The organism is Cellvibrio zantedeschiae (genome assembly GCF_014652535.1).
Classification (GTDB): domain Bacteria; phylum Pseudomonadota; class Gammaproteobacteria; order Pseudomonadales; family Cellvibrionaceae; genus Cellvibrio; species Cellvibrio zantedeschiae.
This window is the reverse complement of record NZ_BMYZ01000001.1, coordinates 1182515-1206343: the sequence shown is the minus strand read 5'-3', so window position 1 is coordinate 1206343 and position 23829 is coordinate 1182515. Positions and strand designations below refer to the sequence as shown.

Genomic DNA, 23829 nt, shown 5'->3' with positions numbered 1-23829 from the left:
CACAATACCAGTGCAGGAGTGTGGCGTTTAGTTACGCGGAAACATTTTTTGCCGGTTACAAACTTGATTAACCCTTAACAGCAGTGCGAATTTTTTCGGCTGTTTTTTTCAATGCTTCCTGATCTGCATTTTTTGCAAACGAAAAACTTAAATCATCCATAGAATCCATAGGCACCAAATGAATATGCGTATGAGGAACTTCCAGCCCGGCAATCATCACGCCTATACGCGTGCAAGGAAACAAAGGTTTCATCGCATTGGCGATTTTATGGCTAACTTTCATCAAGTGCGCAGCAACATCAACCGGTAAATCACTCCATTGATCAATTTCTTGTCGAGGGATTACCAACACATGCCCTTCGCGAATAGGTTGAATCGTTAAGATTGCAACAGCAATATCATCTTGATACACAAAATGCCCAGGAATTTTTCCTTCTATAATCAATGTGAATACACTTGCCATAAAATACTCCTAATAGATATCGGCTTAATAAACTGCCAAACCAAATTGCAACAATTGCTTTGCTAAAAGCTCATCCAATTGCGCGATATTTTCATCGTGAATTTCAATAAAGTCGTAGCCATGCTTTTGGTAAAACTCCTGCTTCGCCAACTTTCGTGCAATTGCCGCTGCATTGTCTGCAGCGCCCCATAAATCAATAGCGACTTGTAATTCCGGCAAGAAAAAATCAGCCTGGATTTTTTCGCTGCCCGCTTTCAGCTCATAATTAACCGAGTGGTGCACATTGGCGAGGTACAACCAATTTTCTAATATCAAAGCTTCGCGCAAGGCTACCACTTGCCCGCTCATAGCTTTTGTAGAAGTAGTAAAATTCTCTCCCTTTAATTGCGCAACCGAGTCCAAAAATAGCGAGTTATCCAACAGAGTTTCCGGCCAGGTCGTATAGGGAATACCACTTTGTTCACTGGTGTGTTGTTCGCCACCTAAGGCTTTTCCTCTTGGTGTCAACAACCAACCGCGAATATGCTTTTTAATCCAGCCACGCTCAGCCAATAGCAAATTCACCAAGCGCGCGGGTAAATCCAATTTGGTACCAATGTGGGTTGCACTGAGCGGCGCCTCTGGCAATAAACGCAGTAACGGATGATCCTGAATGGATTCCGGCCACGCGATGTATTCGCCATATTTGGGATGATTGATATATATCCCGCCTTCAAACCGACCTTTCTCTGTCAACTGCCAGTGGTTATCCACCTTTACCATCCAGCCACCTTGCGCCAACAATATAAATAGCTCTTTGCTTTCTTTGTGAAGCATGCGTGCCAAGGCGGTGGTGGAAATGTGTTTTTCGGACATGAGTTTCTCATCTAACCCGTTTATTTGCGCTGAGTCTAACCCATGAATAACGCAAAATGTATAATCTGCGCAGCCTGATAGGCTCTGTAACCACGAGATAATGAATATGCAAATCTGGGTCGATGCCGACGCCTGCCCCAAGCCCGTCAAAGAAATTCTCTACCGCGCTGCTCACAAACGCCAAATCCTGATGATACTGGTCGCTAACCAGTATTTATCCGCACCGGCCTCGCCGTGGATTAAAGCCACACAGGTCGCTGGCGGCTTCGATGTGGCCGACAACTATATAGTTCAGGAGCTAACCGCTGGCGATCTGGTAGTGACTGCAGACATCCCTCTCGCTGCCGAAGCCATCGCTAAAGGCGCAGCGGTCATCAACCCCCGCGGTGAGCGCTACACCAAAGACAGTATCGGCGCTCGCCTCAACATGCGCGACTTTATGGAAACCATGCGCTCCAGCGGCGTAGTCCACGATGGCCCTCCTCCATACAACGACCGCGACAAGCAAACCTTCGCCAACGCATTGGATTCGTTATTAGCAAAAGCAAAATCCAACCCAATGTGAACTGGCAGCTATTTTGCTGGCTTTATAGGCACCGAATCCCTATACTGCGCGCACTTTCAGTAACGCCCCTCCTTTATTGAGTTTATTTTGTGGGGATATGCTGAGCAGGCAGGACGCCTGAGGGCTGCCCAAACATTGGTTTTCAGGAACCAATCGACAACATGAAGTTCAAATTTTCAGCCTGCTATAAAGTGCGCAATTTTTAAAAAACACGATGTTTTTGAATTGCACTGTGCTCCAGTTAGCCAATATTTTTTGGCAGGACACGCGGGAATCCGTTGATTTAATCGCCTTATCTTGCATCAGCACTGCTCATGCGAATTTCTTTTGTGCGAAAGTTTTACAGCTTTCGCACCCATAGCGACCCGATCATCGCTCCCACTTAGGCTGCGTTATTTATTTGCGCGGCAAAAAATTATTCGATCAATAAAAACAAAAACGAATCCTTAACTAACACGCAATGTTAGCGACGGCTTTGCTTTATTGTTTTTTTAATTCAGCCAAACCAAAGGTTTAAAAATGACTGACCAAATTCTGTTTACCGATTTAGCACTCTCCGAGCCTGTACTTAAAGCCATTCAATCTGTTGGCTACGAAGTACCCTCGCCCATTCAAGCCGCAGCTATTCCCGTGCTGTTGCAAGGTGGCGACATTCTCGGCATGGCGCAAACTGGTACAGGTAAGACTGCAGCCTTCGCATTGCCACTGCTGTCAAAATTAGATGTAAAGCAAGCAGACCCACAAATTCTGGTTCTCGCACCAACACGTGAACTTGCGATTCAAGTAGCTGAAGCATTCCAAAAATACGCTGCACACATTCCGGGCTTCCACGTATTGCCAATTTATGGCGGTCAAGACATGACCAGCCAATTGCGCCAATTAAAACGCGGCGTGCACGTTGTTGTTGGTACACCTGGCCGCGTAATGGACCACTTGCGTCGCGGCAGTTTGAATTTAAATAGTTTGAAAAGCCTTGTACTCGATGAAGCCGACGAAATGCTGCGCATGGGCTTTATCGATGACGTTGAATGGATTCTTGAACACACTCCAGAGACTCGTCAAACTGCACTTTTCTCTGCAACCATGCCGCGCGAAATTCGCAAAGTGTGCGACAACTATTTGCGCGATGCGAAAGAAATTAAAATCGCCAGCTCACAATCCACTGGCGACAATATTGAACAAGTTTACTGGATGGTTAGCGGCACCAATAAATTGGATGCACTTACACGTATCCTTGAAGTAGAACCTTTTGACGGCATGATTATTTTCGTGCGAACCAAAACCGCAACCGTTGAGCTCGCTGAAAAATTGGAAGCACGTGGTTTCTCTGCCGCTGCTTTGAACGGCGACATGAACCAACAATTGCGCGAACGCACTATTGAGCGTTTGAAATCAGGCTCTTTGGATATTGTTATAGCTACTGACGTTGCCGCACGCGGTATCGACGTAGAGCGCGTAAGCCACGTTGTTAACTACGACATTCCGTATGACTCAGAAGCCTACGTTCACCGTATTGGTCGTACTGGCCGTGCAGGTCGTAGTGGTAAAGCTATTTTGTTTGTTGCACCACGTGAAAAACGTTTGCTATACACCATAGAAAAAGCGACCAAGAAGCCAATCACTTTGATGGAATTACCAAGCGGCGCTGCAGTAACCAAACACCGTATTGATCAGTTCACCCAGCAAATTACTACCACACTGGCTGAGCAGCCAGATTTAAGTTTCTTCAATGATTTGTTGGCAGAGTTCAGCAACAAAAATGAAGTATCGCCAGAAGATATCGCATCTGCTCTCGCTTATTTGTTGCAACGCGAGCGCCCACTGCAAGTGAAATTTACTGACGTAAAACCTGAGCGCGAATCTCGTGGTGAAGGACGTGATCGCGGTGGCCGCGAAGAACGCGGTGGTCGTGATCGCAATGATCGTGGTGGCCGTGATGGAGGTCGCGAACGCTCACGTGAAGATCGTCCACGCCGTGAACACAACGACGAGAACATGGTTCGCTACCGCATTGAAGTAGGTCGCAACCATGAAGCTCGCCCTGGTGATATCGTTGGTGCAATCGCAAACGAAGCCGGTATTTCCAGCGCGAACATTGGCCATATTAAATTGCACGACGAATTCTCAACGGTAGATTTACCAAAAGGTTTGTCTAATGATGTATTGAGCCAATTGAAAAAAGTTCGTGTACGCAATCGTCCGCTAGAAATCAGCGTTGATACTGGTGCTGGCGGCAATAGTCGCGATCGTGATTTCGGTGATCGCGGCCCGCGCTCTTTTTCACGCGATGATAAGCCACGCAGCGATAAACCACGCAGCTACTCAGATAAACCACGCGACGGCGCACCACGCGGAAAATTAGGTTTAGGTGATAAACCAAAAGGCGAAAAGAGCAAAAGCTTTCGTCCAAAGAAGTTTGATTAATCGCTAATTAAACTCATAAAAGGAATTAACAAAAGGAAAAAAAGGCCAGCAATTGCTGGCCTTTTTATTAGGATTTTATCTACTGATTTGTTTTTGGTTTATTAATTGGCCCCCTACGCGATTCAAAATCAGCATTAACTCTATCCATTGCTTTTTCACTATCGGTTTTACCACACGTCGTAAAACCCCAACTAGTCCCGCGATCCCGCGAATCAACTTTAGGCATAGAAACCATGCAGGTACCGTCACCCATTTCTATATAAGTACGTCCATCAATCGCGGTCCAGGTGTTGGACTTCTCTGCTGCGCGGGGAACATTTAATCGCTTAGCATCAAGTAATTTCTGTCGCATCTTGGGATCAAAGACATTTTCATTCCCACGAGAAGCTTCTGAAGGAGGCTCATAAGGCAAATTGTCGATTGGAGTATCTAGTGATGATATAACAGGTTCGGTAATTTGCATTTGAGGGATGTTTAGTTGCAATGACCGCAACTCGTTAACCTCTGGTTTATTCAGTTCTGAAATTAATTCTTCCGACTCCGGCAACACATTAATCATGTGCAGAATTTTTTCAGGCACTAACTCGCGCTGCCGATTTTTTTCAGTTAATACAAACAGGATTATTAGCGCGTGCGCAAAAACAATAATCCCCAATACCAATGAAGATTGATTTTTCGATATACGTCGAGAAGAGGAATAACCAGACTCGAATAAGCCAAAACGCCCCTGTAATTGTGAATATCCCATAAAGCCAAAAATCCTGACTCAATTATTAGTGAGGCTCTAGATCTTTAGAATAAGACAAAGTTCAAGAAACTTATTCATTTAAATGCAACGGGTCAGCCAATGCATGCTCCATATTTATCATCATTTGCTCTCCCTGATCAGGACCACACTTAACTTTATAGCCAGTTTTAAGAAAGGCATCCCCATAAAGACACATGCCATTACCAATATCTTCCAACGTAATACCAACACCCAAATATTGAATTTTAGGTTTAACAACTTTTCGCTCAGGCAAATCCTGCAACTTCTTACGCAACTCAGGATTAAATACATCTTTATAGCGGCCTGATTTTTTAGTTGGAAACTCATAGGTTTCTTGTCCTAAAAACTCGCGCATATTTAATGTAGAAACATTTTTTTCAGGTTCTGGGAAAATTAACTCGGGGGATACCGGCGAGGAAAGCTGAATATCACTCTGTATCGCCGGAGCCTCAACAGAAAATACAGGAACATCTGCAACCACATACATCGGCACTAGGTTGATAGCCATTTCCACCTGTTCGGATTTATGGTGATGGCCCTTCATAGCAACAAAGATAATTGCCAGATGAATAATAAAAGTAAAAAAGAAAACCCAGAGAGAATATTGTTGCGGAACCAGTTTTGGGGAATATCTCTTTCGTGCTATAGATTGAGCACTAACTCCTTGTAAAACTCCCATGGTATGAAATCCCGTTGCACAATGAACGGGGGATAGACTTAGCTGTAAAGAAAAAGTTCCAGCAACTTAGCAAGCAGTAACAGTGAGCGAAGACTATGAATATTATTCGTCAAACATCTGGATCATATAGCCAGACTTAATCGCTTCAGCCATGGCTTTATCGGCGGCAACCACTCGTGGATCACTCGTTAAGGTACTGGGTACCAACTTGCGCTTTTCGATTTCAATTTCGGTGAAGCCAGCGCGCATCAAATAAACCTTGCATAACTGCTCTGCACCAAACAGATCGATGAAGTTTATATAAACAATAAAGGGAACAACCTGCCCTTCTTTAACACCATCACGGTCTTTTTTGGCTTTGGCATTTGCGGAGAAAATATACATAGTTAATCTCAAAAAAAAAATTAGTTTTCTGGGAGTCGTCATCCTCGCGCAGCGGGTATCCATCGCTTTTCAAAAATCAACAATCAAAAGCTGGCGCGCCAGCCCGGTGGATCCCCGCTGCGCGAGGATGACGATTCCCTATTAAAAAAACATATGCAAGGAAGACAAAATCAAACTGTCATTATCACGCGCAAAGAATCTAAACGAAGTTTCGCTTGTGACAAGTAATGCTGGCTTGCAGCCAAACGCTCTTGCAAATAATCGATTTCAGATTGACGGACATTGGGGTTCACTTTAGCAAGTGCTTTCATGCGATCCAATTCTGTGTTGATTTCTTCTTTAACTTTTTGCTGAGCTGCCGCAATTAAATCGGCTTGCTGCGGCTTGGCTTTGTCTTCTGCTTTCTGCAACATTTCCACCAAGGCTGGGCGCGCGTGGCGAACTAATTCCTGTGCATTATTGCGCGGTACTTTCTGCAAAAGTTTGCCTAGCTGATCAATCCCCAAGACCGCGTTCAAATCTTTACCATTGTGATCAAGTAACACACGCAATAATGATTGAGGCATATGACGGAATAATTGCAGTTCGGCCGGCGCCGGGCAATGCAATACATAGAGAGCTTCCAGCATCAGGTTACCTGGTTTGAGCGGCGGCAACTTCAGAGTACAAAATGCGGTGTTGCCAAATTCAGTCAAGGCAATTAATTCCTGTGCACCACGCACTAGCGGATGCTCCCAAGTAATAAATTGCATATCCTCACGGGAGAGCGCTTGTTGACGCTGGTAGGTAATCGTCAAACCAGATTCTGGCAAACCGGGAAACTCCTCCACGCGCATATGATCGCTCGGATGAATAACTTGACTGTGTTCGCTGTGTTTTTCTGAATCAATTCCAAATGCATCGAAGACGGCATCCAGATAATTGATGAGGCTTTTGTCTTCGTCTTTTTCAGCAAGCGCATCAACCAATACAGCAGCTTGCGCCGGCTTGCAAGAGTTCAACTCTAATAAACGGTCGCGACCTTTCTGCAATTGCGCGACTAGATCCGCTGCATAGGTTTGTGTTTTTTGCAGTAGATCAGCGAAAGCAGCTTCATCATCCTCTACCAATATTGGTAAAAGGTTATCGGCATATTGGATATATACATTCTGCCCAATAGCACAGGTTTTTTCGAAAGCATTGAGGCCTTCGTGATACCAGCGAATTAACTTTTCCTGTGCGCTGCCCACATAAAATGGAGTATGGATATTCACCGTTGCTGTTTGGCCGATACGGTCCAAACGGCCAATGCGCTGCTCTAGCAAATCAGGATTAAGTGGTAAATCAAACAGCACCAAATCTTGTGCAAACTGGAAATTACGGCCTTCACTGCCGATTTCAGAGCAAATTAAAACCTGCGCCCCCTCTTCCATATCCGCAAAATAAGCAGCAGCGCGGTCGCGTTCAATTAAATTCAAACCTTCGTGGAAGACTGCAGTCAGCAAGCCTCTACGTAAGCGTAAATAGTCTTCAAGAGTTTGTGCGGTATCGGCACTTGCGCAAATTACCAAGACTTTTTTGCGACGATTTTGCTTAAGCAAATCGCTTAACCAATTTACGCGGGGATCATGCAACCACCAATCGTTTTCCTGCGCTTGCCAAAAGGTTTCAGCACGCAATTGTTTCTCCAAAGGCAACTTACGAATCTCTGCGAGTTGTTCCGCAGTCAAATCCAAAGAATGTTGATGCAGCATACGGTCTGGAAAACCTGCCACAGAATTACGAGTATTGCGAAAAAGCACACGGCCAGTACCATGTCTATCTAACAAATAACTAATGGCTTTATCTGCGGCTTGGCCTAAACAGGTTTGCTCAGCCAAGCCAGTTAATTCGCTGATAGTTTCTTTTGGTAAATAATCAGCCAATTGTTTTACTAAATTTGCGGGCAAAGCTTTGGCTTCTTCAACATGAGCAGCGAGTAGTGCTTGCACTAAATCATTGAGCGGCGCATAGGACTTTTGCTCCACAATAAATTTTTCCAAATCATAATAGCGATCCGGATCTAGCAAACGCAAACGCGCAAAGTGACTTTCTAAACCAAGCTGTTCTGGCGTAGCAGTCAAAAGCAACAAACCTTTGGCAACTTTTGCCAAGCCTTCAATACATTGGTAAGCAACGCTAACTTTTTGCTCGCTCCATTGTAAATGGTGCGCTTCATCTACCAACAACAAATCCCAGCTCGCTTGCAATGCTTGCGCATAACGTTCAGGGTTTTTGGTAAGGAAATCCAGTGAGCACAGAATTAATTGTGCAGACTCAAATGGATTATCGCTGGTAGATTCACGCTCAAATTCGTCGGTAAAGTCATCAATAAAATCAATCGACTCTTCAAACGAATCCAAACCTTCAATCGCTTGGCAACGTTTTTCATCTAACAAAGTAAATGCCAAATTAAAACGACGCAGCATTTCCACCAGCCATTGGTGCTGCAAACTATTGGGCACCACAATCAATGCGCGCTTTACGCGGCCGCTAATTAATTGTTGGTGCAAAACCAAACCGGCTTCAATGGTTTTACCCAAACCTACTTCGTCTGCCAACAACACACGTGGTGCATGGCGTTGCGCAACTTCGTTTGCAATGTAGAGTTGATGTGGCAACAATTGCACACGCGGCCCCGCTAAACCAAATATATTTGATTGGCGATGCTGATTTAAATAATTAAGGGTTTTGTAACGCAGCGTGAAATGTGTGTGCTTATCAATTTGCCCCGCAAATAAGCGATCACGCGGTGTGCTGAATTGAACGAAACTATCCAATTCAAATTCGGGGATGGCCAATTCTTCTTTGGTTAAGTTTTTATCTTTATCAAATACCAACCCGTGATATAACAAACAACCTTGCTGTTCAATTACACGAGTAATTTTTACGCTAGTACCGTCTTGATGACGTACTTTTTCACCAACCTGGTAAACAACCCGACTTACTGGCGCATTATCCATCGCATAAGTACGGCGTTCTCCTGCCGCAGGGAAACTTAAGGTCAAACGGCGATTCGCAATATCCAGCACAATGCCCAAGCCTAATTCAGCTTCTGCTTCACTGATCCAACGTTGGCCGATAGTAAAAGCCTGACTCACAAATTGCGATTTGCTCACTCACACACCTATATATTAAAAATCTGTCACGCGAAAATGGGCGTGCATCATACTGTTTTTAGCGCGCCAAAACCAAAAAATCTGAACATTTATCAGATGATTATGACCAACGATTTGGTTAGAATTAGGGCATCTTAAAGCTGTTGATGGTTGTCATTATGTCCCTTCTTACGCCCCAGTCCTCATTAAATTCCGAATTAAATACCCTGATTGCACGTTGCGATTTTTTGGAGCTAACTTCAAGCGATAAAGCGTTCCCCAACAGCAAGGGCGAAGGCCTTCCGATTTTGCGAGTAAACACTGCCGCTTGTAACGCGCTTATTGCACTACAAGGTGCTCATTTATTGAGCTTTCAAACCCGCAACGGCAAGCCTCTATTGTGGGTTAGCCCCAACTGTGATTTTACACCTGGCCTAGCCTTACGCGGTGGTATTCCTGTTTGCCTGCCATGGTTTGGCCCTAATACCCAAGACCCGAAAAAACCTAAACACGGCTTTGCACGCAACCGCGATTGGCAATTGAGTGATGCAAAATTGCAAGCAGACGGAAGCGCGCAATTAGTATTCAATTTCATCAGCAGCGCAAATGAATTATTTGATTTTGATTTCACAGCCCAGTTGACCATGACCTTGGGCGCCAGTATTAAATTGGCAATCAGTATCAAAAATACAGACACCAAACCCTTTGACTGCAGCTGGGTGTTGCACAGCTATCATCCGGTGGAATCATTGCAAACTGTGCGCGTACAAGGTTTAGCGGGCAGAACTTATCTCGATAATTTGGAAAATCACGCTGTAAAAACTCAGGATGGTGATGTGAGTTTTCCTGCGGAAGTAGATCGCGTTTATCCAGCAATTGAAAATGCGGTACGAATTGCCAGTAAACCTGCAATTGAAATCACTCACAACAATTGTCCAAGCGTTGTGGTGTGGAACCCTGGTGCAACTAACGCGGCTAAAATTGCTGACATAGGCGCAGGTCACGAGCAAGGTTACATTTGTGTTGAGCGCGGCGCAGTGCTCGCAGAAAAATGGCATTTGACTGCAGGTGAAGCCAAGAGTGCTGCGGTGGAAATAAAAGAAATTTCTGCGATTTAAAATCTGTAATGCAAAAAAAGCCATCAGTGATGATGGCTTTTTTATTTCTGGAAAACTTATTTGCTTTACTTCAAACCCAATTGTGCTGCTTGCGCACGCAAAAACGCGAGATGCGCATTACGCGTCGGAGCACCTTTGTATTCTAAAATCGTCCAGGTTTCTTCGCCAATCATATACTCTTTGGGTGCGAGCGTTTTGTAAGGCGCATGCACTTCCATTTCAAGCAAGCCCTCTTGCAATTTTGCTGGATTGAAATCGTTATAAAGTTCTACCTGACCCTGCTCTGGATGAATCGCCGCTTTAGGTTGCAAGGGAAATTGAATAATAAAAACTTGTTTGTCATAAAAGCTTGCCATCCAACCCGACGAAGGTTGAATCATTAATTTCCCTTTGCGCGCTGTTTTACCCGCTGGCGGCGGAATCATATCCAAGGATAAGATGCCATCACTCACGGTATAAACAAGAGCAGCATTAGTCGCGTCTTCCAGATTTTTTTGTTGTACGTCAGCGGCATTAGCCACAGGAACATATACCTGCGCATTGGCGGGAACGCGCGTATTAAACCAAATATCCCAGGCAATATTTTCTTTGCGTATATTGGTGGCACGCACTTGCAACTTAAGGCTATTTTTTCTTTCAGGCATGAGCGCGTAAGCTTTTATGATTTGCACACCGCTCACGCCGCTTTCAGGACTTTTTAGAATTACCTTTTCCTGGCTCTGCTCAAGCACTGTATTTTGCGCAAGGATTAAATAAGGATCTGGTGGCCACACAGCTTTTTTAGCGGCACGTTCAGGATTTACTTTTTGATGCACCCACCACTCACTTTGCGGGCCTACCCAAATTTCATGGCCAAAATAACCAATATTGTCAGAACTAGGACTTACTTGCGGACGGGTGTTCAAAGACGCGAGATCTGCCAGTAATAAAAAATTGGGTTGATCCTTTAGCGAGAAGGAAAGCAAACGTCCGCCTATATCTGGCGTGATTTCCGCAGCGATTGTGCCGTTACCCATACTGATTTTTTGCACTTGTGCCATAGCCGTCGCCGCACTTAAGGATGAAGTCAACGCCAGAATCACAAGGGCAAGTTTTGTAAGATTTGACATATCTCTATTGTCCAAAATATACACACTGGATTAATCCACCATGCTACGACATCTTTAATGCAGAATTAAACTCGATTTACAAATCTAAATCGAGCTCACTTAAATCCATTTTGAATACCTCGTCTACTTCTTTAGCCAAATGCGTGTAGCGAGCATATTGTGAATCACCGGGGTCAATGTTAGAAATGCGCGATAAGGAGTTTCTGCAGAGGGTTTCAAACCCGGTTTGTTCGCCGTTATTTTTTACTTCTGCAATAACGGCCTGCACTAAATTCAAGTTTAAACCTATATGGCTGGGGAAAATGCCAATCGCATTTCTAAAAGTCTCCACAGCTTCTTTGTATTGCTTACTGTCATAGTAATCAATTCCAGACTTAGTCATATCTGCGACTTTTTTACGGCCTTCTTTACTTTTCGGTGTGTCTGACATGGAATCGACTTTGGCAACAACCCTATCGTGAGTAGGAAACTGTTCAACCAATTCATGCAAAACTTCATCGGCCGCCGATTTATCCCCCTTCACAATTAAGGTTTGTGCCACATCCAATCCCGCTTCCGGCTTTAAATCTTCTTTGCGTGTCTGATAAAGTGTTTTTGCTTTTTCCAAAAAAGGATCAGCTGCTTCTGCTTTATTATTGTTGAGTAAAGAACGTGACTTTAATGCGTTACTTTGAACATCAGCACTTACATCAAAATAAGGCCGCTTCTCCAATTTTTGCAAAACTTCAAAGGTTTCCTTCACATATTTATCGGCATTGGCTTCGCCTTCTTTGCTGAGCTCTGCCAACTCACGCGCTAAATTAAAATAATCATCTGGAGATTCATACACTGAATTGCGCGCGGTTTTTATCACTCGCCTGCTCGCCTCTAAACAGGCTTGGGTATCTGCGTTTAATTTGGAGAGTTCTGCTAAACGCCGCTGCCGCATAACGGATTTGGGTGAAACTTCTGCTGCATCTTGCATCACCTGTTGCGCAAGCACTGTGTCCCCTTGGCCGATATAAGCATCAGCTAACAAATCATGCGCTTCCACGACCCGGCGATCATCGCGAATCACCTCTTTTAAATTTACTTCCGCTTTAGCGTATTCTTTTTTCGCTACCTGGGTTTTACCTAAACCGAGTTTTGCCCACAGCAAGGGGCGCTCATTTAGCACACCGGTGTAAATTTCTTCTGCACGTTTGAAATTAAACAGACGTAAATTCATTTCCGCCTGAATCTGCAGGCAGGCACCGCGATGGCTGGTATTGGCATTCAAACGCTCGGCACAACGCTGCTCCGCCGCCGCATAATCTTTTTCATCCATTGCCTGTTTAATACTGTAAAGCTCTCGGTGGCGAAGCAATACACGATCCAGTCGCTGCCGCAGCAAGGCTTGGGTAATAGGTTTAGTGACATAGTCATCAGGCTGGTATTCCAGAGCACCCAACACCATTTCCCGTGAGGTCTCAGCGGTGACCATCACAAAGATACTCGTGTTGTTAAGGCGGTTACGAAAACGCAGCTCTTCCAAAACCTGCTGGCCGTCGCGACCGGGACCCAAATTGTAATCGCACAACACCATGTGATAGTGGTTACTAAAACAAGCGTCCATAGCCTGCTCGCCGTTTGCTACTACATCAACATGTTGGACACCAAAAACACGCAGCATGCCCGAGATGGCTACCCGCACATCAGGCATATCGTCCACCACCAGGCATCGCATCTGGCTATAGAGCTTTATTAAATCAATTTGACGCATGCAGGATTAAACACCCAATGACAATTTTTATACAATTCTGACACCCGAAACAGGGTATAACTGGAGTGTAGCAGTCTGGCGCTAATATGCTGTGTGGCGCTATAGCTAAGTGATTGATTTGAGAGCCGGAACCTCTACCGGAGAGCGCTGTCGTAAGCGAGCCCTTAATGATAAACCTGCGAGCAAAAGTTAAATTGCGCAAGCATTAAAGATATTGAAGGGTTTAGATTGACACCGAGCGCCGCGCCACACAGAATCGCCGGCTATGTTGAAACATCAGGAAAATGGCTGAATGAATATCGTTAGAATCCCGCGTTTGCTGAAATACAGCACCCTGTTACTGACCGTTTTAGGTTCGAGTTTGTTACTCACCGCCTGTGGTGGTGGCAGTAACGATAATAAGAGTACCAGCAGCAGTTCGAGCAGCTCATCTAGCTCCCACACATTCAGCTCAACGCCTGTAACGCCTCCTGGTAGCGGCACCTGGCCCGACGTAAAAGTTTCTGCTAGCGGTACCAAAACCCTTAAATTCGACTGGACTGCCGTTAGCGGTGCAACCTATTACAAGCTACTCAAAAAAGCCGATAGCAACGCAGCTTTTGTGCAAGTAGGTTCGGACTTTACGACTAACTCAGTTACAGACCCGGTAAGCGTCCATCTAACCGACTGGGTAAATAGCCGCTACAAAGTTCAAGCCTGTAACAATGCAGGCTGTCAGGATTCGAATGCCATAATTGTGGATAGCGCTATGGTTTCTGCCATTAGCTATTTGAAGGCATCAAACACCGACGCTAATGATTGGTTTGGTTGGAGCGTAGTAATTTCTGGTGATGGAAAAACCATGGCTGTGGGCGCACCTGCAGAGTCTAGCAATGCCAAAGGCGTTAACGGTGACCAAACCAGTAACGCCAGCCCTACTGCCGGCGCTGTATATGTATTCGCCAAGGTAAATGGTAATTGGCAGCAGGAAGCTTATTTAAAGGCATCTAACACTGAGCAGCCTGGTGATGGCTTTACTGCAAATATCCCAAATCCAAATGCGCGTTTTGGTTATCAGGTTGCGCTTAGCACCGATGGCAATACTCTGGCAGTAAGTGCTATTAATGAAGACAGCGTTTCAATTGGCGTTAACTGTGATCCACACAACGATACCTACCTGTCTAGCGCCGCAGCTAACTCATCTTCATCCCAAAGTTACGTAACGCGCACAACTAACACTGATATAGGCGCAGTTTATGTGTTCAAACGTGTGGGTGTTCAATGGACACAACAGGCATATATCAAGCCTCTGCTAGGTTACTATTTCGGCAACTCAAATATGGCCTTCGGTTATAGCTTGGCCCTGTCTGGAGACGGTAAGACTTTAGCTGTAGGTACAGCGGCTGAAAATACTTACGGCTCCGGGATCGTTACGCCGTCTGGGGATAGCAATAGCTCCACTGCATTTAAATGCATTGACTTCTCATCCAGCAGTTCTACAAGCAGCTCATCATCCTCCAGTTCGACTTCTTCATCGTCGTCTTCGTCAAGTAATAGCTCCAGTAGCTCAAGCGAAGCTGGTGGTCCAAATTCCGGCGCTGTTTACATCTATAAGCTGAAAGACGACGGTGCCTGGGTTGAAGAAGCTTACGTTAAAGCTGCGGATGCAGGCAAAGATGATCTTTTTGGCGCGGCCATTACATTATCCAATGACGGCAATTCACTCGCTGTAGGTGCACCTGGGGAAGACAGTAAAGACTCCAGCGCCAATGATGACATTATCACCATCGATACCCAGATAGGTTTACTTAATAACGGTGGGGTTTACGTCTTTGCCCGCGAGGCCAGCAAGTGGCAACAAACAGTAAAAATCAAACCTTCATACAACCAATGGAACCAAGGCTTTGGCGCGGCAGTATCAATTTCAGGTGACGGCAAAACCTTAGCGGTCGGCACTCCCGGTGACGCCGTCAAAAACGCTGGTATCAATCCCGACGTCGGGACCTACGATCCTAAAGATACAGCTGCTTATGATTCAGGCGCGGTCTACATATTCACCAAATCAGACGCTACCTGGACACAACAAACCTACATTAAGGCGTCTACAGTAATCCCGGGTAACCAGTTTGGTGATCGGGTGTCCCTCTCAGCTAACGGTAATATTCTTGCGGTAGGAACCTGGCTTGATTCCAGTCAGGCTACCGGGATTAATGGCGACCAACTGGATACCGCAGCGACCAACGCCGGTGCAGCCTATGTATTTACGCGGACAGGAACCACATGGGCGCAAAAAAGCTATGTGAAATCCCCCAACACCGGCGCGCAGGATCGTTTCGCTCGGTCATTGGACCTTGATGACTTGGGCGAGAGTTTACTGATAGGCGCTTATAGAGAATCGAGTAACGCTGTAGGCATCAACGGTGATAAAGCAAATAACTCAGCTGGTGCAGCTGGCGCGGTCTATGTTTATTAAGCCTTAATCTGCCCCACAAAAAAGCCCGCATGATGCGGGCTTTTTTGTGGGCGGAACTTTCGTTTACTAACGCAGGACAAGTTGTCACCAGCTAAAACGTTGGCTCTATAACAAATTGCAGGCGTAAAAAAACCGCAACATGTGCGGCTTTTTTCTAGCTGAATCCCTAAGGATTACAAACCAGTTACGTTTTCAGCTTGAGGGCCTTTTTGGCCTGGCTTAACATCAAACTCTACACGTTGACCTTCAGCCAAGGTTTTGAAACCTGAACCGCTGATTGCGCTGTAGTGTACAAAAACGTCTTGGCCAGCTTCGCTAGCGATAAAACCAAAACCTTTTGACTCGTTGAACCATTTTACTGTGCCAGTGCTTCTAGCCATTTTAAACCTCGATGATCTTAATAATAAAAAAATGTTGCTGACAGATCGGTGTTACTTATGAAGAAGCATCGAGTTACTATTAACCTAACATTGGCCGAAACCAATGAGATGCACTGCTAGAACAACGGATGTGACTTACCATAAATAATTGTGGATCAACTTCTTAAACCTAAGCCGTTGTCCACGCTGCAATTTGGCCAGCGAACGAACTATATTCCCCATAAACCGGTAAGTAAAGGTTTAATTGCACAAGCTGTAAATCAAATCCAGCGTACAAAGCAATCACAAACCCAATACCTTAAGGTCTCGGTGTCACAATAATTAGTGAGATGACAATGCCCTCGGCACGCTCACCAAGCATATATCTATGGAGCTAACCAAAATCAACTATTTACCGTCTATACCAAAGCTGCAACAATTCGCCTTTAACACTATATCCCTCGCAAACGGCGAGTTTTGCACATGAATGATATCCAACCTCCCTACATAAAAATCCAGGATGCCCATTGCGCTCACGACAAGCGTGTGAGCTGTGGCAACTGTCGATTAAACACAATTTGCTTACCTATCAGCTTACATCTTGATGATATAGATCGATTAAATAATATTGTGCAACGCGGTAAACCTTTACAAAAAGGCGAATATCTTTATCGCGCTAAAGATACCTTTGACTCTGTTTATGCGATACGCTCAGGTGCAGTAAAAGCGGTAAGCATCAGCGAAACCGGCAACGAGCAAGTAACAGGATTTTATTTGCCTGGTGAGGTAGTCGGCTTGGATGGCCTTGCCAGTGATATTTACACCAACTCGGTAATCGCGCTGGAAACTTCCTCCGTGTGTGAAATTCCCTTTAACCGTCTTGAAGAATTAAGCTTGCAAATTCCCACTCTGCAGCGTCATTTTTTTCAATTGATGAGCCGCGAAATAACACAAGAACAGCAAATCATCACACTACTGGGTAAAAGTAGCGCCGAAGCAAGAATTGCCAGTTTGTTGCTAAGCATTTCCGCGCGGAACGGTCGTCGTAACTTATCAACCAACAATTTTATTTTGCCAATGTCGCGTACTGATATAGGCAACTTTCTGGGCCTAACCATAGAAACTGTAAGCCGTATTTTTACGCGTTTGCAAAAAAACAAAGTGATTGCCGTGGATAAAAAAGAAATTGTTATTACCGATATGGATAGCCTCCAAGTTATTGCAAAGGGTACCGATTAAGTATGAACCAACTTGAAAAAACATTAGCGGATTTTGATGCAGCCAACGCAGAAGACCCCAATACCGAAATTGTAAATGGGCAAACTATCGCAAAAGAATTGATTTATGGGCAGCGCATGACAGCGCAACTGCACAAGTTTTTATCAAACCCATCAGAAGCATTACAATTAGCCGCGCGCAGCCAACACATTTGTCGCTGGAAAATTCCACGCAGCGATTATCCTATGGATCGCCAAGGCTACAAAAAATGGCGCTTGGATTTAGCGGTATTTCACGGAGAAACAGCAGGTACAATATTGATTAAAAATGGCTACTCTGCAGACACCGTACAACGCGTGAAGGATTTGTTATTAAAACGCAGCTTAAAACGAGACGACGAAGTTCAGGCGCTGGAAGATGTGGTCTGCCTGGTATTCATAGAATTTTATCTGGAAGATTTTGCCAGCAAACATGATGAGGCCAAGCTGATTGATATCATTCAAAAAACCTGGAATAAAATGTCAGAAAATGGGCACACAGCAGCATTAAAATTGCCCTTATCAGATTCAATGCTTGCTCTCATCACCAAAGCACTTCAAGCCTAAGGACATATCATGTACGAAATATTAAAACATACGCACCTTACTGCCATACTACTATCTTTTATATTGTTCTTTGTTCGCGGCAATCTAATGATGCGCTCACCAAGCAAAGCCTCGCATAAAATATTTTTGATCGCACCCCATATTGTTAATTTAATTTTGATTGTGAGCGGCATTAGCCTGGCCGTGACATTGCATTTAAATCCAGCCGACCAACCTTGGCTTGCCGTTAAGTTAGTAGCACTGATTGTTTACATTGCCTTGGGAGTTTTAACCTTCAAACATCCCAAATTACAGGTTCGAAAAGTCCTTTGGGTGGTTTCTTTATTGGTATTTGCATTTATCGCCAGTATTGCAGAAAGCAAAAACCCGCTAGGTTTCTTCGCAGCCCTGTTTTAAATCTACCCTTATTCCATATCGACTTAGCCTTCCTTCAATGCGCTCCTGGTGAGCGCATTTTTATTTCATACACTTTAAAATTCGCTACTATACTCCAAGCAATTAATCGTATTGCGGGAATAACACGCGTGGAAACAATTGCAGGCTATCGCATAAAAACAACGCTTGGTGCTGGCGGAATGGCTAATGTCTACCTGGCCACTCAAGAATCCCTGGACCGACAAGTTGCAATCAAAGTTTTAGACGCTTCACTAATTGACGATGCGTTAATCCAAAGTCAATTTGCACAAGAATCAAAATTAATAGCCAGCCTCAACCACCCCAATATAGTGCAAGTTATAGATCAAGGTGTGAGCAGCCAAGGCCGCCCGTATTTTGTTATGCCTTTTGTAAAGTCCATTACGCTTAACGCTGTTTTAAAACGCAACGATGTTAGTGCAACTCGCAAGATTGATATAGCTATACAAATTTGCAAAGCACTCGCCTATGCACATCGTAACGGAATTATTCATCGCGACATAAAACCGGGCAATATTTTGGTAGATTACGATGGGCATGTACGCCTAGTGGATTTTGGTATTGCAGGCTATTTCACCAAGCATGAAAAACCCAATTTAATTAAAAATGATAACCTGGTGATGGGCACTGATGCCTACATGGCACCTGAGCAAATCGAAAACACCAGCAAGGCATCGCACCTGAGCGACATCTATTCACTAGGAATTGTATTGCATCAATTATTTTACGGATGTTTTCCCATGCAAGCTATTTTACCCAATGGCGACTATGACGAATTCTCCGCATCACTCAAGCCGCTTATCAATTCCTGTTTGGAACCCACACCAGAAAAAAGACCTACCAGTGCCGATGAAATTCGCCAACAATTGTTGTTGATTGCACAAGGCAAACATTTGCGCAGTAACCGCTGGAGCAACGACTCTCCGCAAAATGACATACCCTCTAACTATCAACTTCTGGATATACTTAAAGAAAACCCTTTTGGCGCAACTTATTTAGCCAAAGATCCAAAAAATAAACGGTTTTTAGTAATCAAAAAGCAGAAGCTTGATCACATAGGTACAGCAGAAAAAATAAATATTACGCTCACGCATATCCAGCATCCGCATATAGCGCGTGTTTATGGCACGGGCAAAAACCAGCGTGTTTTTATTACTGTTAGCGAATATTTAGCTGCAGGAAACCTACAAGACCGTTTATCACAGGCCTTCACATTAGGACAATGGATTTTAATGGCTCAACAAATGTGCTCCGCCCTAGCCTGCGCACATGCGCATGGAATAATTCATGGCAACCTTCGCCCAAGCAATATTTTATTCGCCGAAAACAATTTTATTAAAATGACAGACTTCGGTTTTCCGGCACACACTTACTCTGAGCAAGATGACTGGTATCGCCCCGCCAATGAAACCGAATCCGTGCAAGCTGATATTTACGCTGCAGGCGCAATTTTATTTCAATTGTTAACAGGTGCGCTGCCAGAGCCCAGCTTATTTAATTGGAAGAATTTTTGGACACTAAGACACATACCGCAAGGATTGCGCTTGGTAATTTTACGTATGACGAAAAACAATCCCCAAAAACGTTATGCCGATGCCGACCATGCTATGACAGCACTGCAAAATTTCTATAATCAGCAAAACACACGCATAGCAGAAAAGGTTTTATTTACCCGAAAGATAAAGACGACAAACAAATAGCTAGCTCCGTATTATCAATTTAGCTTCTGAATCAAACATCAGACTTAACCCAATCATTGCCGAATTAAATCCATACGCTTAGATTTCATATGTCTATGCACGAGATGCTCGAAGCAAGGATTAACAGCATAAACACTTTCACACACCACTAGAACATTTTATTCCCAAGTTAGCCATTAGCTTCGTTAATAATCGAATTGCTTATATTACATTTTGCATGGCACCCCAGGGTTGCAATTATTAACACCGGGTACTGTTGGCTTGAGGATGGGTTTAGGAATGGATATTAATTTATATTTAATGGGGACGAATCTGCTATACAAACCATCCGCATCAAATGTCGCAATTTCGCACTCATACGCACCTAAAACCAACCCCTTTAAAATGTAGGACTTATTAGAACCTCCTCGTATAACTACTGAACGAAAATTTTTGGTTCCTTTTATCTTCCATCGCAATTCATAACCACCTATTTCCGCCAGTGGTAATACGTCACCATTCTCTCGTAGAGAAGGCACAAACCAATTAAATTCTAAAGAAGGTAGAACAATATTATTGTTAACGCCCTGAGAAAAAGCAGAACAACTAAATGCTGAAAAAAAAACAGCGACAAAAAGCCAACGCATAGCAACCTCTAAATAATTTTTAGATAGTGAAAGATACAAATTAGTTAGTAATTTTAAGCGATCGGATACGCAAAATATTTATAAAAGATTCACTCTACTCCATGCCAATGGAAGCAAAGCCTCTTGATTAATTGATGAATGCACTTGAAGGATTAATGCAGAAAAAGACGACAAATGAAATTACATTTTCTTTAAAAAATTCATGCGCGTTAAATTTTTCTAGTGCTATTACAAATTTATCTAAATAACTCGCAACAATAAGCGTCAGCACTTATCTTAATTAAAGAAGCTGACGACGTTGTCTCTATATCCGCGAAAGTAGACAGCATAGTTGCAAATAGTTTCGTAAAATTCACGGACTATTAATAAAAACAGCGTGAACAGCATCGCAAATATTTTAAGCGCATTAATATTGCACAAGCATTACGAAAAATTTTAATGATACCGATGCCAAGTGTTTAAAAATCAATACAACTTGGTACCAGCTGAACACGAGCGCACCATTTTTGAACAATGATTTTTAAAATTCGATGCAACAAATTATTTAAAAGTGGGGCGTATCGAGAAGAGAGAAAAAACAGCAGACCATTTTAAATGGTCTCGCAAGAAATCTAGATGCAAAACACCCTACATAGGCTTAATTAAAGAAGGAACCAACCAAAAGAATGGAATTAAAGAGGTTCTAACAGATTCGCAAACAAAAAAGGCCTAGCTAATTAGCTAGGCCTTTACTTTGTATGGCGCACTCGGGAGGATTCGAACCTCCGACCGCTCGGTTCGTAGCCGAGTACTCTATCCAGCTGAGCTACGAGTGCGTTGTTGAGGCGCGCATTCTATGGGCCGGGCACCCTATCGTCAAGCATTTTTTCACATTTTGTGAAAATGGATTTTAAGTTAATCCGTTTAAAATCAATTGAATACATAAAACAATCAATCTGAATGCTTTGCAACCTATCTATCCATTAACAGCCCGCCAACGACTTGACCAATCCTTTTATCACTTGCTAAAAAAATCCAATTGGCTATGGGCATGCTTTTTATCGGCGGGAACGCTCAAGGGTTTGCGAAATTTGGAAGTATCAAGCCAATGGAAACGCGAACTCTTATTGATATCCAAACGCGCAAGCGCCTTATGAAATCGCTGACGAATCATATCAGCCCACAAACCCTCCCCATGCATGCGCGCTCCAAAGGTGGAATCATAATCCTTGCCTCCTCGCATATCCCTAATTCGGTTCATTACGCGCTCTGCACGATCAGGGAAATGGGCCTCCAGCCATTGCTGGAATAAAGGATTCACCTCCCAAGGCAACCTCAACACTGTATAACCCGCCGAGGTTGCGCCAGCTTCAAAGGCAGCCTCAAGGATGCCCTCCATATCTTGGTCAGTCACAAAAGGAATAATAGGCGCAACACTCACTGAAACCGGAATACCCGCCTGAGCCAAGCGACGAATCGTCTCAAGCCTACGAGTGGGAGATGCCGCCCTGGGCTCCAGGGTTCGGGAAATCGTGTGATCAAGCGTCGTTATGGTGATGGATGCCACTGCAAGCCGCTTCTTTGCCATGTCAGCCAGCAAGTCAATGTCGCGCTCAATGACGGAGGATTTTGTAATTAAGCCTACAGGGTGATTACACTCATGAAGGACCTCTAAAACAGCCCGGGTAAGCTGAAACTTGCGTTCACAGGGCTGATAAGCATCTGTGTTGACGCCTAAAGCAATAGCGTTCGGAATATAGGAGTTAGCCGCCAGCTCGGTTCGCAATAGCTCGGCAGCATTTATTTTGGCGAACAGACGAGTTTCAAAATCCAACCCAGGAGACAAGCCCAAATAAGAATGGGTAGGACGAGCAAAACAATAGATACAGCCATGCTCGCAGCCACGATAAGGATTTAAGGACACACCGAAAGGTAAATCTGGCGACTGATTGCGAGACAGAATGGTTTTGGCGGTTTCATAGGTCACATGGGTCACAGGCGCTAAAACCGCCTCTTCCTCATGGGACCAACCATCATCTATGGCTTCACTAATTCTTGTCTCGTAGCGCCCTGCGATGTTAGAAACTGCACCGCGCCCCTTAATGGGCTGCGCAGGCGCAATAACCCAGGGATCCGGATCATCGACATAATCTTCGCTATTCATAACCCACAACCTGTATGTATATACAGAAAATAATAGGCGCATCATCAGCAAAGGTCAATACAAAAAAGCCTCCCCCAATTAGGCGTTATCGTCTCCACTACCGCGACGCTGCTCGTGACTTCTATGTCCAGATTCAACTGCTCGACCGGGATCTTTTTTTAGATTTCCTCCTATTGCACCGGAACCTTTTTTCCCTGCCTCAGTAATTCGTTCAGAATTTTCTGAGAAATTTTTACCAGATTTTTTACTGACCATTTTTCAATCCTCGTTCTGTAAGGTAAATAAAAAATTAATCGCTTCAATTAATGTATATAAATTTAAAACAAAAAATCGGTACGCAGTTTAACCATCTACCATGTCGCCACTTATCGCATGTATTTCAAAAAATAATAACTAAAAATTCTTGTGCGCTTCCGTACAGATATAAAAACCGAAAAGTTATTAAAGTGAATAGCGTAGTAAACATATACTGCACGCAATATTTACTTAGGTTAACCATTCGGAGATACGATATGAACTACGAAACTCGAGATACCTATGGCATGTATAAGCATAAACATCATGCTGGCCCAGGCCCACGCTTGATGGGCGCTGACACATTAAACGGCAACGATGTTTACAACACCTATGATGAAGACCTTGGTGACATCAAAGAAATTATGCTCGACGTCGCTAGCGGAAAAATTGCATACGCAGTGCTTTCATTTGGCGGAATTTTAGGACTAGGCGAAAAACTTTTTGCCGTGCCCTGGAAAGCATTAAAGTTGGACACGGAAAACAAAAGATTTATTTTAGACGTCAGCAAAGAACGCTTACAAAATGCGCCTGGGTTTGACAAAGATGATTGGCCAGACATGGCTGACACATCATGGTCAGATAGCATTCATAATTTCTATTCAGTAGAACCGTTTAGCAGCCGTCAACACTAAAGTGTCACCATATTGAACTGACGCTAACACCCAAAAGCCATATCAAAAGATATGGCTTTTTTATTGAGCTTTAATTTTCCTCAACCATATAGCAAGCACTCGCAAACTGTATCTATAACCAGTACAATATAATCCATTGCCCAGCCAATGCGATTGCCGC

21 protein-coding genes and 1 tRNA gene are annotated in these 23829 nt (G+C 44.1%); 9 read left to right on the top strand and 13 right to left on the bottom strand.

The window, feature by feature from the left end; all coding sequences use genetic code 11:
* Positions 1-67: 67 nt before the first annotated feature.
* Positions 68-463, bottom strand: a complete 396-nt coding sequence (locus IE104_RS05385; RefSeq protein ID WP_189416523.1) for an HIT family protein — start codon at positions 461-463, stop codon at positions 68-70.
* Positions 464-487: 24 nt separating this feature from the next.
* Entirely contained in the window at positions 488-1318 is an 831-nt protein-coding gene (locus tag IE104_RS05380) for a 4-alpha-glucanotransferase (RefSeq protein WP_189416521.1), read from the bottom strand.
* Positions 1319-1424: 106 nt separating this feature from the next.
* Between IE104_RS05380 and IE104_RS05375 the strand changes: the two genes are divergently transcribed.
* A complete protein-coding gene (locus tag IE104_RS05375) occupies positions 1425-1883 on the top strand; it encodes a YaiI/YqxD family protein (protein WP_189418290.1) in 459 nt (152 codons plus the stop codon).
* Between the two features lie 519 nt (positions 1884-2402).
* Positions 2403-4307 carry a DEAD/DEAH box helicase gene (locus tag IE104_RS05370; protein WP_189416520.1) on the top strand — a complete coding sequence of 635 codons (1905 nt, stop codon included), beginning with the start codon at positions 2403-2405 and terminating at the stop codon, positions 4305-4307.
* Between the two features lie 79 nt (positions 4308-4386).
* Here the strand turns inward: IE104_RS05370 and IE104_RS05365 are convergent, their stop codons facing one another.
* The 4 genes from IE104_RS05365 to rapA form a co-directional block, all read right to left on the bottom strand.
* A complete protein-coding gene (locus IE104_RS05365) occupies positions 4387-5055 on the bottom strand; it encodes a hypothetical protein (protein ID WP_189416518.1) in 669 nt (222 codons plus the stop codon).
* A 70-nt stretch (positions 5056-5125) separates the two neighbouring features.
* Entirely contained in the window at positions 5126-5755 is a 630-nt protein-coding gene (locus tag IE104_RS05360; protein ID WP_189416517.1) for a hypothetical protein, read from the bottom strand.
* A gap of 102 nt (positions 5756-5857) precedes the next feature.
* Positions 5858-6139 carry a hypothetical protein gene (locus tag IE104_RS05355; RefSeq protein ID WP_189416515.1) on the bottom strand — a complete coding sequence of 94 codons (282 nt, stop codon included), beginning with the start codon at positions 6137-6139 and terminating at the stop codon, positions 5858-5860.
* Positions 6140-6309: 170 nt separating this feature from the next.
* The gene (rapA, locus tag IE104_RS05350; protein ID WP_189416513.1) at positions 6310-9276 is read right to left on the bottom strand and encodes an RNA polymerase-associated protein RapA; all 2967 of its coding nucleotides are present in this window, start codon (positions 9274-9276) and stop codon (positions 6310-6312) included.
* A 158-nt stretch (positions 9277-9434) separates the two neighbouring features.
* Between rapA and IE104_RS05345 the strand changes: the two genes are divergently transcribed.
* Positions 9435-10373, top strand: a complete 939-nt coding sequence (locus IE104_RS05345; protein ID WP_229837616.1) for a D-hexose-6-phosphate mutarotase — start codon at positions 9435-9437, stop codon at positions 10371-10373.
* 65 nt (positions 10374-10438) lie between these two features.
* On the opposite strand, the gene IE104_RS05340 is transcribed toward IE104_RS05345, so the two are convergent.
* A complete protein-coding gene (locus IE104_RS05340; RefSeq protein ID WP_189416510.1) occupies positions 10439-11482 on the bottom strand; it encodes a DUF4380 domain-containing protein in 1044 nt (347 codons plus the stop codon).
* Between the two features lie 76 nt (positions 11483-11558).
* Entirely contained in the window at positions 11559-13223 is a 1665-nt protein-coding gene (locus tag IE104_RS05335) for a tetratricopeptide repeat-containing response regulator (protein WP_189416508.1), read from the bottom strand.
* A 292-nt stretch (positions 13224-13515) separates the two neighbouring features.
* Here IE104_RS05335 and IE104_RS05330 point away from each other — a divergent pair, with 292 nt between their 5' ends.
* The gene (locus IE104_RS05330; protein ID WP_189416506.1) at positions 13516-15675 is read left to right on the top strand and encodes an FG-GAP repeat protein; all 2160 of its coding nucleotides are present in this window, start codon (positions 13516-13518) and stop codon (positions 15673-15675) included.
* Between the two features lie 173 nt (positions 15676-15848).
* Here the strand turns inward: IE104_RS05330 and IE104_RS05325 are convergent, their stop codons facing one another.
* On the bottom strand, positions 15849-16055 hold the full coding sequence (locus IE104_RS05325; protein ID WP_189416505.1) for a cold-shock protein: 207 nt from the start codon (positions 16053-16055) through the stop codon (positions 15849-15851).
* 462 nt (positions 16056-16517) lie between these two features.
* Here IE104_RS05325 and fnr point away from each other — a divergent pair, with 462 nt between their 5' ends.
* The 4 genes from fnr to IE104_RS05305 all read left to right on the top strand — a co-directional run bounded on the left by fnr (position 16518) and on the right by IE104_RS05305 (position 19971).
* Positions 16518-17273 (top strand): fumarate/nitrate reduction transcriptional regulator Fnr, encoded by a 756-nt coding sequence (gene fnr, locus IE104_RS05320; protein WP_189416502.1) that lies wholly within the window; start codon positions 16518-16520, stop codon positions 17271-17273.
* A 2-nt stretch (positions 17274-17275) separates the two neighbouring features.
* On the top strand, positions 17276-17857 hold the full coding sequence (locus tag IE104_RS05315) for a DUF4202 domain-containing protein (RefSeq protein WP_189416501.1): 582 nt from the start codon (positions 17276-17278) through the stop codon (positions 17855-17857).
* A 9-nt stretch (positions 17858-17866) separates the two neighbouring features.
* Positions 17867-18253, top strand: coding sequence for a SirB2 family protein (locus IE104_RS05310; protein ID WP_189416500.1), 387 nt, complete (start codon positions 17867-17869; stop codon positions 18251-18253).
* Positions 18254-18381: 128 nt separating this feature from the next.
* Positions 18382-19971: a protein kinase domain-containing protein gene (locus tag IE104_RS05305; RefSeq protein WP_189416498.1), complete on the top strand. Its 1590-nt coding sequence runs from the start codon at positions 18382-18384 to the stop codon at positions 19969-19971.
* A 206-nt stretch (positions 19972-20177) separates the two neighbouring features.
* Here the strand turns inward: IE104_RS05305 and IE104_RS05300 are convergent, their stop codons facing one another.
* The 4 genes from IE104_RS05300 to IE104_RS05285 all read right to left on the bottom strand — a co-directional run bounded on the left by IE104_RS05300 (position 20178) and on the right by IE104_RS05285 (position 22995).
* Entirely contained in the window at positions 20178-20597 is a 420-nt protein-coding gene (locus IE104_RS05300) for a hypothetical protein (protein ID WP_189416497.1), read from the bottom strand.
* Between the two features lie 738 nt (positions 20598-21335).
* A tRNA-Arg gene (locus IE104_RS05295) sits at positions 21336-21412 on the bottom strand.
* Positions 21413-21594: 182 nt separating this feature from the next.
* Complete coding sequence (locus tag IE104_RS05290; RefSeq protein WP_189416495.1) at positions 21595-22740, bottom strand: PA0069 family radical SAM protein; 1146 nt, start codon at positions 22738-22740, stop codon at positions 21595-21597.
* 78 nt (positions 22741-22818) lie between these two features.
* A complete protein-coding gene (locus IE104_RS05285; RefSeq protein ID WP_189416493.1) occupies positions 22819-22995 on the bottom strand; it encodes a con-10 family general stress protein in 177 nt (58 codons plus the stop codon).
* Between the two features lie 257 nt (positions 22996-23252).
* Here IE104_RS05285 and IE104_RS05280 point away from each other — a divergent pair, with 257 nt between their 5' ends.
* Positions 23253-23669, top strand: a complete 417-nt coding sequence (locus IE104_RS05280) for a PRC-barrel domain-containing protein (protein WP_189416492.1) — start codon at positions 23253-23255, stop codon at positions 23667-23669.
* Positions 23670-23829 lie beyond the last annotated feature (160 nt).

What these genes read in the sequence shown, in the direction of transcription:
- IE104_RS05335 (WP_189416508.1), bottom strand. Translation starts at nt 13,223, where the DNA reads ATGCGTCAAATTGATTTAATAAAGCTCTATAGCCAGATGCGATGCCTG.
- IE104_RS05310 (WP_189416500.1), top strand. Translation starts at nt 17,867, where the DNA reads ATGTACGAAATATTAAAACATACGCACCTTACTGCCATACTACTATCT.
- IE104_RS05360 (WP_189416517.1), bottom strand. Translation starts at nt 5,755, where the DNA reads ATGGGAGTTTTACAAGGAGTTAGTGCTCAATCTATAGCACGAAAGAGA.
- IE104_RS05365 (WP_189416518.1), bottom strand. Translation starts at nt 5,055, where the DNA reads ATGGGATATTCACAATTACAGGGGCGTTTTGGCTTATTCGAGTCTGGT.
- IE104_RS05285 (WP_189416493.1), bottom strand. Translation starts at nt 22,995, where the DNA reads ATGGTCAGTAAAAAATCTGGTAAAAATTTCTCAGAAAATTCTGAACGA.
- IE104_RS05325 (WP_189416505.1), bottom strand. Translation starts at nt 16,055, where the DNA reads ATGGCTAGAAGCACTGGCACAGTAAAATGGTTCAACGAGTCAAAAGGT.
- IE104_RS05340 (WP_189416510.1), bottom strand. Translation starts at nt 11,482, where the DNA reads ATGTCAAATCTTACAAAACTTGCCCTTGTGATTCTGGCGTTGACTTCA.
- IE104_RS05380 (WP_189416521.1), bottom strand. Translation starts at nt 1,318, where the DNA reads ATGTCCGAAAAACACATTTCCACCACCGCCTTGGCACGCATGCTTCAC.
- IE104_RS05345 (WP_229837616.1), top strand. Translation starts at nt 9,435, where the DNA reads ATGTCCCTTCTTACGCCCCAGTCCTCATTAAATTCCGAATTAAATACC.
- IE104_RS05280 (WP_189416492.1), top strand. Translation starts at nt 23,253, where the DNA reads ATGAACTACGAAACTCGAGATACCTATGGCATGTATAAGCATAAACAT.
- IE104_RS05315 (WP_189416501.1), top strand. Translation starts at nt 17,276, where the DNA reads ATGAACCAACTTGAAAAAACATTAGCGGATTTTGATGCAGCCAACGCA.
- IE104_RS05300 (WP_189416497.1), bottom strand. Translation starts at nt 20,597, where the DNA reads ATGCGTTGGCTTTTTGTCGCTGTTTTTTTTTCAGCATTTAGTTGTTCT.
- IE104_RS05375 (WP_189418290.1), top strand. Translation starts at nt 1,425, where the DNA reads ATGCAAATCTGGGTCGATGCCGACGCCTGCCCCAAGCCCGTCAAAGAA.
- IE104_RS05370 (WP_189416520.1), top strand. Translation starts at nt 2,403, where the DNA reads ATGACTGACCAAATTCTGTTTACCGATTTAGCACTCTCCGAGCCTGTA.
- IE104_RS05355 (WP_189416515.1), bottom strand. Translation starts at nt 6,139, where the DNA reads ATGTATATTTTCTCCGCAAATGCCAAAGCCAAAAAAGACCGTGATGGT.
- IE104_RS05385 (WP_189416523.1), bottom strand. Translation starts at nt 463, where the DNA reads ATGGCAAGTGTATTCACATTGATTATAGAAGGAAAAATTCCTGGGCAT.
- IE104_RS05290 (WP_189416495.1), bottom strand. Translation starts at nt 22,740, where the DNA reads ATGAATAGCGAAGATTATGTCGATGATCCGGATCCCTGGGTTATTGCG.
- fnr (WP_189416502.1), top strand. Translation starts at nt 16,518, where the DNA reads ATGAATGATATCCAACCTCCCTACATAAAAATCCAGGATGCCCATTGC.
- IE104_RS05330 (WP_189416506.1), top strand. Translation starts at nt 13,516, where the DNA reads ATGAATATCGTTAGAATCCCGCGTTTGCTGAAATACAGCACCCTGTTA.